Origin of the sequence: Collinsella sp. LCP19S3_C9, assembly GCF_052121575.1 — a bacterium.
GTDB lineage: Bacteria > Actinomycetota > Coriobacteriia > Coriobacteriales > Coriobacteriaceae > Collinsella.
Window position 1 is genome coordinate 1 of record NZ_JBQKDZ010000022.1, and the last position, 10,832, is coordinate 10,832.

General features: G+C 61.2%; 9 protein-coding genes. 8 read left to right on the top strand and 1 reads right to left on the bottom strand.

The window, feature by feature from the left end:
• Positions 1–264: 264 nt before the first annotated feature.
• The 4 genes from feoB (at position 265) to ACTQXI_RS08610 (ending at position 6,093) form a co-directional block, all read left to right on the top strand.
• Positions 265–2,676, top strand: a complete 2,412-nt coding sequence (feoB, locus tag ACTQXI_RS08595) for a ferrous iron transport protein B (RefSeq protein ID WP_441548512.1) — start codon at positions 265–267, stop codon at positions 2,674–2,676.
• A 123-nt stretch (positions 2,677–2,799) separates the two neighbouring features.
• Positions 2,800–3,996 carry an MFS transporter gene (locus ACTQXI_RS08600; protein WP_154514724.1) on the top strand — a complete coding sequence of 399 codons (1,197 nt, stop codon included), beginning with the start codon at positions 2,800–2,802 and terminating at the stop codon, positions 3,994–3,996.
• Positions 3,997–4,149: 153 nt separating this feature from the next.
• Entirely contained in the window at positions 4,150–5,526 is a 1,377-nt protein-coding gene (locus ACTQXI_RS08605; RefSeq protein ID WP_441548513.1) for an alpha-amylase family glycosyl hydrolase, read from the top strand.
• Positions 5,527–5,529: 3 nt separating this feature from the next.
• A complete protein-coding gene (locus tag ACTQXI_RS08610) occupies positions 5,530–6,093 on the top strand; it encodes a uracil-DNA glycosylase family protein (RefSeq protein ID WP_427795339.1) in 564 nt (187 codons plus the stop codon).
• 1 nt (position 6,094) lies between these two features.
• Here ACTQXI_RS08610 and ACTQXI_RS08615 read toward each other — a convergent pair whose 3' ends face one another.
• Positions 6,095–6,754, bottom strand: coding sequence for a hypothetical protein (locus ACTQXI_RS08615; protein WP_441548514.1), 660 nt, complete (start codon positions 6,752–6,754; stop codon positions 6,095–6,097).
• Positions 6,755–6,847: 93 nt separating this feature from the next.
• Here ACTQXI_RS08615 and ACTQXI_RS08620 point away from each other — a divergent pair, with 93 nt between their 5' ends.
• From ACTQXI_RS08620 to ACTQXI_RS08635, 4 genes are all read left to right on the top strand, one after another.
• Positions 6,848–7,984 carry a pyridoxal phosphate-dependent aminotransferase gene (locus tag ACTQXI_RS08620; protein WP_441042030.1) on the top strand — a complete coding sequence of 379 codons (1,137 nt, stop codon included), beginning with the start codon at positions 6,848–6,850 and terminating at the stop codon, positions 7,982–7,984.
• A gap of 507 nt (positions 7,985–8,491) precedes the next feature.
• Positions 8,492–9,013, top strand: a complete 522-nt coding sequence (gene rplJ / locus ACTQXI_RS08625; RefSeq protein WP_117646079.1) for a 50S ribosomal protein L10 — start codon at positions 8,492–8,494, stop codon at positions 9,011–9,013.
• A gap of 102 nt (positions 9,014–9,115) precedes the next feature.
• Complete coding sequence (gene rplL / locus ACTQXI_RS08630; RefSeq protein ID WP_154514707.1) at positions 9,116–9,493, top strand: 50S ribosomal protein L7/L12; 378 nt, start codon at positions 9,116–9,118, stop codon at positions 9,491–9,493.
• Positions 9,494–9,804: 311 nt separating this feature from the next.
• Positions 9,805–10,713, top strand: a complete 909-nt coding sequence (locus ACTQXI_RS08635; protein ID WP_154514705.1) for a UTP--glucose-1-phosphate uridylyltransferase — start codon at positions 9,805–9,807, stop codon at positions 10,711–10,713.
• Positions 10,714–10,832 lie beyond the last annotated feature (119 nt).

Sequence of the window (10,832 nt, forward strand, 5' to 3'; positions counted from 1 at the left end):
TTTCGGAGTGGGATGCAGTTTCCCCAGGAGCCCCCATCGGGAAACTGCATCCCGGAATTCGCCTGAATAGTGGGGTGCGGTTTCCGAAAGGGTGCCGTCTGGGAAACCGTGTCCCGGAATCCCCTCCCGCGCCTGGTTGTTCCGCATCGCATCTATTGGGCAAAGCGATCTGTCCCCATTGCAACAATCTGTTGATTGAACGTCGCTGTATGTTCGCGCTATCATGCATGGTTAAAATTGGTTAGCCATGGCAAACGGTTAGCAATGGTGAACATAAATGCAACGCCCTGTGGGCGTCGGGGGAGGAACACGTACGTGAAGCTCGATACACTCGAGATTGGAAAGGACGCCGTTGTCGCATCGGTGGCATCGGACGATCAGGCACTCCGACAGCATATTTTGGACATGGGCTTAACGCCGGGCACCGAAGTCACCATGATGAAGTACGCCCCCATGGGCGACCCGCTCGAGATTCGCCTGCGTGGCTACGAGTTGACGCTGCGCAAAGACGATGCTGCTCGCATTGAGCTCGTGGGTATTCACGACACCGATACGAGCCCGCGCGTTAACGCCGCAATCGGCACGACGGAGCACCCGGCGCTCGGTGAGGGGACGTATTCGCCCCGCGCGGCAAAAACGGCCGTGCCCGAGGGCGCGCCGCTGCACTTTGCCCTCGCCGGCAACCAAAATTGCGGCAAGACCACGCTGTTCAACCAGCTGACGGGTTCCAACCAACATGTTGGTAACTTTCCCGGCGTGACGGTCGACCGCAAGGACGGTACTGTCCGTAACCACCCCGAGGCGAGCGTTACCGACCTGCCCGGTATTTATTCGTTGTCGCCGTACACGGGCGAGGAGATTGTCAGCCGTCAATTCATCCTTGACGAGCATCCCGACGCCATCATCGACATCATCGATGCCACCAATATCGAGCGCAACCTCTACCTGACGCTGCAGCTTATGGAGCTCGACTGCCCCATGGTCATCGCGCTCAACATGATGGACGAGGTGACGGCCAACGGCGGCGCCGTGGACGTCAACCTGCTCGAGAGCCTGTTGGGCGTGCCTGTTGTCCCCATTAGCGCTGCCCGCAACGAGGGTATCGGCGAGCTGGTGGATCACGCTCTGCATGTGGCGCGGTTCCGCGAGCGCCCGGGTCGCCTGGACTTCTGCGCGCCCGATGGCCCGGACGGCGGTGCGCTGCATCGCTGTATCCACGGCATTGCCAACCTGATCGAGGACCATGCCGTGACGGCCCGCATTCCGCTGCGTTTTGCGGCGACCAAGCTGGTTGAGGGCGACGAGCTGGTGACCGAGGCACTTCACCTGGATCGCAACGAACTTGACGCTATCGAGCACATCATTACCCAGATGGAGGGCGAGGCTGGCACCGACCGCCTGTCTGCGCTGGCCGATATGCGCTTTAGCTTTATCGGCGACGTGTGCGGGCGCTGCGTGGTGAAGCCGCACGAGAGCCGCGAGCACGTGCGCTCCGTTAAGATCGACCGCATCCTGACGGGTCGCTACACGGCCATCCCGGCGTTTCTGGTGATCATGGGCCTCGTCTTTTGGCTGACGTTTGGCGTGATCGGCGCGGCGTTGCAGGGACTTATGGAGGACGGCATCGCTGTCATCATCGCCTCGGCCGATGCGGGTCTCAAGGCGTTTGGAACCAATGACGTGGTGCGCTCGCTGGCTGTCGACGGCGTGCTTACGGGCGTGGGCAGCGTGCTGACCTTCCTGCCGATTATCGTCGTGCTCTTCTTGTTTCTCTCCATTCTGGAAGACTCCGGCTACATGGCGCGCGTGGCCTTTGTCATGGATAAGGTGCTGCGTCGCTTTGGCCTGTCGGGCCGCAGCTTTGTGCCCATGCTCGTCGGTTTTGGCTGCACCGTGCCGGCTATCATGTCGACCCGTACACTCCCATCCGAGCATGATCGCAAGATGACGGTCATGCTCACGCCGTTCATGAGCTGCTCGGCCAAGTTGCCGGTTTACGGCTTGCTGTGCGGAGCATTCTTCCCGCAGGCGACGGTCCCAGCCATGGTCTCGCTCTATCTGATTGGCATTGCGGTCGGTTGCATCGCGGCTTTGGTGCTCAACCGCACGGCATTTAAGGGCGACCCGGTGCCGTTTATCATGGAGCTTCCCAACTACCGCCTGCCGAGCATCAAGACGACGGTGATGTTGGCGTGGGATAAGGCCAAGGACTTTATTACCAAGGCCTTTACCATCATCTTTGCCGCCACCGTGGTCATCTGGTTCCTCCAGACGTTTGACATCCGCTTTAATGTGGTCGCCGATCAGTCGCAGAGTCTACTTGCCGGTCTGGGTAGCATCATCGCGCCGGCGTTGGCGCCGCTTGGCTTTGGCGACTGGCGTGCATCCACGGCGCTCGTCACCGGACTTATCGCCAAGGAGAGCGTCATCTCGACCCTCACCGTGCTTTTGGATGCAACGTCACCCGCGGCGCTGTCGACCATGTTTTCGCCGTTTACCGCCTACGTGTTCTTGGTCTTTACGCTGCTGTACCCGCCCTGCGTGGCGGCAATCGGTGCCGTCAAGAGCGAGTTGGGCGCGCGCTATGCCGTTGCCGTGTTTGTGTTTCAGGTGACGGTCGCCTGGATCGTGGCGTTTGTCGTGCATTCGGCGGGCATATTGCTGGGGTTGGCTTAGCAATTTATTGACGGCGCAACCTCTGTGTATTGAGTTGATTGCGGCCCCGCATCTGTACTGACGGATACGGGGCCGTTGCTATATAATCGCCCACCGCCCAAGACAATCGGAGGGGTTTCCTACATGACTCAGGCAAGACAAGATGGCATCTCGCTCAAGCAGTGGCTCCCGCTTATCGGGCTCGCCTGCTGCGCGTTCGTGTTCAACACATCGGAGTTCATGCCCATCGGCCTTCTGACTGATATTGCCGTATCGTTCTCGCTCACCGAGGCCCAGGCAGGCATCATGATTTCGGTCTACGCCTGGGGCGTCATGCTGCTGTCGCTGCCGCTTATGGTGTTTGCCTCGCGCTTTGAGTTCAAGCGTATGCTGCTCGGCGTGCTCGCCGTGTTCTCTCTGGGTCAGTTCCTGTCCGCCGTGGCGCCCACCTATCCTATTTTGGTCTGCGCACGCCTGGTGGTCGCTTGCGCACATGCCGTGTTCTGGTCGGTCGCCTCGATTATGGCCTCGCGCCTGGTCGACACCCGTCACGGGGCGCTCGCCATCAGCATGATCGCCACGGGCTCGTCCATCGCGCAGATCTTTGGCCTGCCGATCGGCCGCGCCATCGGGCTGGCTGTGGGCTGGCGCATGACATTCGCTGTGGTCGGGGCCTTTTCTGCCGCCGCGGTGGTGTACCAGGCAGCGGTGTTCCCGGCCATGCCGGCGGGAGAGCGCTTTGCCGTCAAACAGCTGCCCGAGCTGCTCAAGAACCCGTTCCTCATCGCGCTCTACGCGGTCACGGTTTTTATGGCGACCGGCTATTACACAGGCTACAGCTATATCGAGCCCTTCCTGGCGCAGGTCGCGCACGTCGACGCGGGCGCCATTACCATGACGCTGACGGCGTTTGGCTGCTCCGGTCTGGTGGGCAGCTGGCTGTTTGGCCGCCTGTTCGACGGGCACCGCTTCCCGTTTTTGGCTATCACACTCTCCGGCGTGCCAGCGGCCCTGCTGCTCATAGGTTCGGCCGCATCGTCGCTCGCAGCAGTGCTTGCCGTCTGCGTGCTGTGGGGCTGCTGCGCCACGGCCTTTAACGTGGCATTTCAGGCCGAGCTCATCAAGTACACGCCCGCGGATTCGTCGGCTGTCGCCATGTCGATCTTCTCGGGCCTGTTTAATCTGGGTATCGGCACGGGCACCGCGATCGGCGGCGGCGTGGTTTCGGGTCCCGGTATCGCCTGGATCGGCTTCGCGGGCGGGGCGATTGCCGTCGTGGGCGTCATCCTCGCCATCACGGTGATGTTCCCGGCCATACGCCGCGCAAAGCCCGTCGCCTAATCACGTTTCCTCATCAGTTGCGGTGGAATAGCTCCTGTTTAAGGCCTCTGAAGGCCCAAGCAGGAGCTATTCCACCGCAACTTATTTTGGGGGAGGGGATACAAGCTGGGCATACAATGGATGTCGTTGTGTTGAGCTTACCGGGAGGTTGCTATGTGGGCATACGAGACGACGTTCTATCAAATCTATCCGCTGGGCTTTTGTGGAGCTCCGCGCGAAAACGCCGCGCCCGTTGCTGAGGATGAGCTTGCCCAGGCTGCCAACGACGCGCCCAACCCCGATGCCCCCATCATGAAAATCGCCCAATGGGCCGACTACCTGCAGGAACTAGGTATTGGCGCTGTGCTCATCAACCCACCGCTCGAGTCCGATAGCCATGGCTACGACACGCGCAGCCTGCGCCACATCGACCGTCGCCTGGGTGGGGATGCCGACTTTGCCGCCGTGTGCGAGACGCTGCATGCCCACGGCATCCGCGTGGTGCTCGACGCCGTCTTCAACCACGTCGGTCGCGGCTTTTGGGCCTTCCGCGATGTGCAGGAGCGCAAGTGGGACTCGCCCTACAAGGACTGGTTCCACATCAGCTTTGACGGCGACTCGTGCTACGGCGACGGCTTTTGGTACGAGGGCTGGGAAGGCCATTTTGAGCTCGTGAAGCTCAACCTGCAAAACCCCGCCGTGGTCGATTACCTGCTCGAGTCCGTGCGCCGTTGGGCCGATGTCTTTGGCGTCGACGGTCTGCGCCTGGACGTCGCCTATATGCTCGACCGCGACTTTATGCGCCGCCTGCACGCCTTTGCCCGTGAGCTCAAGCCCGATTTTGTCCTGATCGGCGAGACGCTCCACGGCGACTACAACCAGATCGTCAACGACGAGATGCTCGACTCCTGCACCAACTACGAGTGTTACAAGGGACTGTACTCCAGCTTTAACTCGATCAACATGTTCGAGATCGCCCACTCGCTGCACCGTCAGTTTGGCGGCGACCCGTGGTGCATCTACCGCGGCAAGCACCTGCTGTCGTTTGTCGACAACCACGACGTGCCACGCCTGGCGAGCATCCTCACCGACAAGTCCTGTCTGCGTCCCGCCTATGGCATGCTCTTTGGCATGCCGGGCATCCCGTGCATCTACTATGGCAGCGAGTGGGGAATTGCTGGCGAAAAGGGCGGCCCCGATGGCGACTGGGCGCTGCGCCCTGCGCTCGATGAGCCTGCACCCAACGAGCTGACGGCGTTCGTCACACAGCTTGCGCACCTGCGCTCGGCCGACGACGCGGCGGCACGCGCCCTCAACTACGGTGCCTATCGCAACGTGGTGATCCAGAACAAGCAGCTGCTGTTCGAGCGCGCCTGCGACGACGCGACGGTGCTCGTGGCGGTCAATGCCGTGAACGAGCCTTATACCTTTGGAGCCGGCGAACTCAACGGCTCCTTCGTCGACCTACTTGCCGACGATGCACCCACGGTCGAGCTGACGGGCTCTCTTGAACTTGCGCCCTACGAGGTGCGCTATCTGTTGAGGGCCTAGGTCATGGCGGCGTCAGACGAGGGCTATCAACATATTGAGCATGGGTTTGAGCCCGTGTTTGACCAGCACTCGCGCGTTTTGGTGCTCGGGTCGTTTCCCTCGGTGCTTTCGCGCGCCAATGCCTTTTATTACGGCAACCCTCAGAATCGCTTTTGGCGCGTGATGGCCGCGTGCCTTGGTGTGCCTGTACCACCCAACGAGGGCGACCCTTTGGTGGGCGGCGAGCCCGCGACGCTCGACGCCTCTATTGCCGCCAAGCGATCCATGCTGTTGAACGGTGGCGTGGCCCTGTGGGATGTGATCGAGAGCTGCGACATTAAGGGGTCGAGCGACGCGAGCATCAAAAACGTTGTGCCGGCATATATCGAACGCATCACTGGAGCTGCGCCCATCGAGCGGGTGGTATGCAACGGAGGTACGGCGGGGCGCCTCTATAAGCGCTATCTACAGGAGCGGACGGGTCTGTCCGCTGTCGTGTTGCCGTCAACTAGTCCCGCTAACGCGGCCTGGCGCCTGGAGCGGCTTGTCGAGCGCTGGCGCGAGGCAGTTGACTGGACCGCACGGTAATCTAGATCCTTGATTGAGCATGGGTGCCGAGGCGTTTGATGATGGCATGCCAGATTGGTGCGGGCACGGCGGGCTTGACGCGCACCATGCCGTCGACATCGACACTGTCGGCATCGCCGCCGCCAAGCAGCTGCGCATGCTCTATGGAGCAGCCCATGCGCACGGCGCCTACAAGCTTATCCATCGCTTCGGAAAATGGCCGGCGTAAGAGGCCCATACGCGGGGAGTGGCGAAGCGCCACAATACCGCTGCCGGCGCAGATGACAACGCCACCGCACCATGGCAGGTCACGAAGGCGACAGGCCCGGCGCAGCCGCAAGGCGGTTTCGTGTGCCCGTTCGGCGTCCTCGGACCCAGCAAGAACGACGACATAGACGCGTGTCTCTGTATCCCCGAAGCGATCGAGTACCTGCTCGACAGCGATCATCGCCTCATCATCAAATGCATCATCAACAGCGAACACCATGCCATCGACTACACCGGCATCATCCGCTTCCAAATCGACCGAACGGGGGAGCGCGGTGCCGGAAAGCTGAGCATAGGCGGAGATGGCATCCTGCAGGTCCCAAAGCAAAAACTCAAGATCGGCGCTCTCGGGAATACTGATATATGCAATGGTTTGCAACGTTTTTGGTACATCGCCGCGCGCGGTCGTCTCCATGCCGCCTCCTTTCCGGTTGGTTTCCGTTTAGGTTACACCGTCTGGTGGCGTGCGGGCGCGCTATCCTAGTGCAACCCTTACGAAAGGAATGCCATGCGACTGCCCATGAACACCTCGCTTGCCACGCTCAAGCCCTCCGGCATTCGCCGGATCAACGCGCTCGCCGCCCAGCACCCGGGGTGCATCGCGCTCGCGCTTGGCGAGCCCGATTTTCCCACGCCCGATGTGATTAGCGCCGAGGTGACCGCCGCGCTGGGCCGCGGCGATACGCACTATCCGCCCAACAACGGCCGTCCCGCCCTGCGCGAGGCACTGTCTACCTACATGGGAGACGCGGGCCTTACGTTTTCGGCCGACGAGGTCATCCTGACCGACGGCGCGACCGAGGCCCTGTCGGCAACATTTATGGCCATGCTCAACCCCGGCGACGAGGTTATTATCCCCACGCCGGCCTTTGGCCTGTACGAGAGCATCGTCGTGGCCAACCACGCCAAAGCGGTCTTTTTGGATACGGAGCCCGCGCAATTTCAGATTGACGAGGAAGCGCTTCGCGCCTGCGTGACGCCGGCGACTAAGGCCATCGTCATCTGCACGCCCAACAATCCCACGGGCTGTATCCTCGACGCGGCATCGCTCGACGCCGTGGCACACGTGGCAGAGCAAGCGGGCATCTACGTAATCTGCGACGACGTATATAACCGCCTGGTCTATGTGGATGGCTATGAGCGCTTTGCCCAGCGCCACCCGGAGCTACGCGAGCAGACGGTGGTCATCGAGAGCTTCTCCAAGCCATGGGCTATGACCGGCTGGCGCTTGGGCTGGCTCGCAGCTGCAGCCCCCGTCATCGCCGAGATCGCAAAAGCTCACCAATACCTGGTATCGAGCGCCGTCTCCTTTGAGATGGACGCCGCAGCCCGAGCCCTGACCGTCGACCCAACCCCCATGCTCAAAGTCTACCGAGCCCGCCGCGAACGCGTGCTCGCAGCCTTAGATACCATGGGCCTCGACGTAGTGGAACCAGCCGGCGCCTTCTACGCTTTCCCCAGCATCAAACAATTCGGCCTAACAAGCGAAGACTTCTGCATCAAAGCCATCAAAGAAGCCAACGTAGCCCTAGTCCCCGGAGACTGCTTCGGCACCGAAGGCCACGTCCGCTTAAGCTACTGCGTCTCCGACCAAGATCTGGACGAAGGCCTCCGCCGCCTGTCCACCTTCGTCTCAACCCTATAACCATCAGGGGCGCAACACATCAGCCCACCGACATAAGGGTTATGCGTGGGGGCGTCGCTCAACGTAAAACCGGGCTGCCCCATAGTTGACGCAGGCACGCGCCGCCGAATGCCAGGCGCAAGGTTTCCGTAGATTCCGCACGAGCCGAAGAGCACTAAATGTGCTCTTCGTGCGAGCCCAGGACCTGACCGAGCGAAAAGCTTGCGCCTGGCCTTTGGCGGCGCGACCGAGATGGTGGAATTGTGTGCAGCCAGGGTTGCCGTTGACCGAAGCCGGGGTCCCCGCCATAATACTTTCGGTTCACGCACGAATCCGCTGCCAGAGACAGCCGGTGCAAACGGGCATTGCCCGCGAGCTCAATGGGATATCCCGCCAGCCGAGGTGGTCGAGTAGATATGTCTTCTCGCCCCCGTCGCTCATGCAGCGCGGGGGCTTTCTTTTTGGACATGCCCCCGTCACGTCCTTGTGGCGGACCGTGCCCGGAAAGAATTCGAGGAGGTGTAATTCATGCCCCAGCAGTACAAAATCGACAAGGTTGCAGAGATCGAGTCCCGTATCGCCGAGAATGCCGGTCTGTTCGTCGTCAACTACAACGGTCTGACGGTTAAGCAGGCTCAGGAGCTGCGTCATCAGCTTCGCGAGTGCGGCGCCGAGATGAAGGTCTACAAGAACAACCTGGTCAAGATCGCTCTCAAGAACCAGGAGCAGCCCGAGCTCGACGAGATCCTCGCCGGCCCCGTCGCTTATGTGTTCTACGAGACCGAGCCGGTCGAGGCCGCTAAGACCCTTAAGGACTTCTCCGCTAAGTCCAAGGGCGTCCTTGAGATCAAGGGCGGTATCTCCGACGGCAAGGCCGTTTCCGCTGATGATGTTAAGGCTATCGCCGAGCTGCCCACCAAGGACCAGCTTCTCGGCCAGATCGCCGGTCTCATCTCCGGTTTCGCTCGCGACATCGCTGTCTGCGTCAACGGCGTTTCCTCTGGTCTCGCTCGTTCGATCCAGCAGGTCTCCGAGCAGAAGGCAGCCTAGTCGCTGTTTTCACCCGCGGCGGCAACGCCGCACCCCTGGCGCATTCGCGCCGTGTTTTAACTGATCTCCGTGCACAGACACGGAAACCGAAAGGACTTAGAAATGGCTAAGCTTACCACCGATGAGATCATCGATGCTCTTAAGGAAATGACCCTTCTCGAGGCTTCCGAGCTCGTTAAGGCTATCGAGGACACCTTCGGCGTTTCCGCCGCTGCTCCTGCCGCTGTTGTCGCCGCTCCCGCTGCTGGCGCTGCTGAGGCCGAGGAGAAGACCGAGTTTGACGTCGTGCTCGAGGGCTTCGGCGACAACAAGATCCAGGTCATCAAGGCCGTCCGTGAGCTCACCAACCTTGGCCTGAAGGAGGCCAAGGAGGTCGTCGAGAGCGCTCCCAAGGCTGTTCTCGAGGGCGCCAAGAAGGAGGACGCCGAGGCTGCCAAGGAGAAGCTCGAGGCTGCTGGCGCTGCTGTCACCCTCAAGTAATCAGGCTTTCTCGCCAGATTTCTTTGCAGACGGGGTTCGCATTGCGAGCCCCGTCTTTTTTGTTTTGCCCCCTCATTCCCATTGCTCGGCACGCAGAACACCGCTGTCTTCGCCGTGCCAATCCCGTTACCGCTGGGGCATAAAATTGCACCATTCGAGCAATAATTTGCGTTGACCTGCTGAAGAATTGCGTTTGCCTTACGGCGACGTATGTCTCCGGCGGTAAGATACTTCGGTATCGCAATTTGGTCTGCGGCCGCCGTGCCGCACGCTTGGGGCGCTTTGCGCCTGCGAAAGGATCCTTGAATAATATGAAGGCAATCATCCCCGCCGCCGGTCTAGGCACGCGTTTTCTGCCTGGCACTAAGTGCACGCCCAAAGAGATGCTGCCGGTTCTCGACAAGCCGGTTATCCAGTACGTCGTTGAGGAGGCGCTCGCTCCCGAGGAGGTCGATGATGCTATCATCGTCACCTCTCCTGGCAAGCCCGAGCTGTTGAACTACTTCCAGCCCGATCGTTCGCTCGAGAACCTGCTGCGCGAGCGCGGCAAAGATGCATATGCCGATGCCGTTGCCCACGCAGGCGGTATGCCGGTCGACTTCCGTTATCAGTACGAGCCCAAGGGCCTCGGCCATGCCATTCGCTCGGCGGCCGATGCTGTGGCGGGGGAGAACTTCCTGGTTCTTCTGGGCGACTACGTTGTGCCCAACCATGACATTTGCGACAAGATGCTTGCCGTCTCCAAGGAGCATGGCGGCGCTTCGGTTATCGCTGTTGCCGCGTGTGCTCCCGAGGAGGTCAGCCGCTATGGCGTTATCGCCGGCGAGCGCGTGGGCTCCCTCGAGGGCGCTGAGGGCGTTGGCGATGCCGAGCCTGGCGCCGTGTGGCGTATCGGCGGCTTGGTGGAGAAGCCTGCTCCCGAGGCTGCGCCTTCTAACCTTTACATCGTCGGACGCTATCTGCTGAGCCCGCTGGTCATGGAGCTGCTTGCCGACCAGCAGGCCGGCAAGGGCGGCGAGATCCAGCTGACCGACGCCATGGCCCGTTCGCTCGACCGCGAGGCCATGTACGCCGTCGTCATCGATCCTCTGTCGGGCTACGACACCGGCACGCCTTCTGGCTGGATGGCCACCAACGCCCTTATGGCCGCAAGCGATCCTCGCTTTGCCGATGCCTTCTGGGATGCCATCGACGAGCGCGGCGGCTTGATGCGCAAGTAAACAGCGCTTACGGGTGCGGACTTCGGTCTGCACCCGTTTTTTTGCGAACTGCCGCTTAGCTCCGGAAAGTGCGACCCACAATTTGGTCGAATTCTGGGATGCGCTTTCCGGCTGAGGAC

Coding starts and splice junctions, on each gene's coding strand:
- rplJ (WP_117646079.1), top strand. CDS start 8,492: ATGCCCCAGCAGTACAAAATCGACAAGGTTGCAGAGATCGAGTCCCGT.
- rplL (WP_154514707.1), top strand. CDS start 9,116: ATGGCTAAGCTTACCACCGATGAGATCATCGATGCTCTTAAGGAAATG.
- ACTQXI_RS08620 (WP_441042030.1), top strand. CDS start 6,848: ATGCGACTGCCCATGAACACCTCGCTTGCCACGCTCAAGCCCTCCGGC.
- ACTQXI_RS08600 (WP_154514724.1), top strand. CDS start 2,800: ATGACTCAGGCAAGACAAGATGGCATCTCGCTCAAGCAGTGGCTCCCG.
- ACTQXI_RS08605 (WP_441548513.1), top strand. CDS start 4,150: ATGTGGGCATACGAGACGACGTTCTATCAAATCTATCCGCTGGGCTTT.
- ACTQXI_RS08615 (WP_441548514.1), bottom strand. CDS start 6,754: ATGGAGACGACCGCGCGCGGCGATGTACCAAAAACGTTGCAAACCATT.
- ACTQXI_RS08635 (WP_154514705.1), top strand. CDS start 9,805: ATGAAGGCAATCATCCCCGCCGCCGGTCTAGGCACGCGTTTTCTGCCT.
- ACTQXI_RS08610 (WP_427795339.1), top strand. CDS start 5,530: ATGGCGGCGTCAGACGAGGGCTATCAACATATTGAGCATGGGTTTGAG.
- feoB (WP_441548512.1), top strand. CDS start 265: ATGGTGAACATAAATGCAACGCCCTGTGGGCGTCGGGGGAGGAACACG.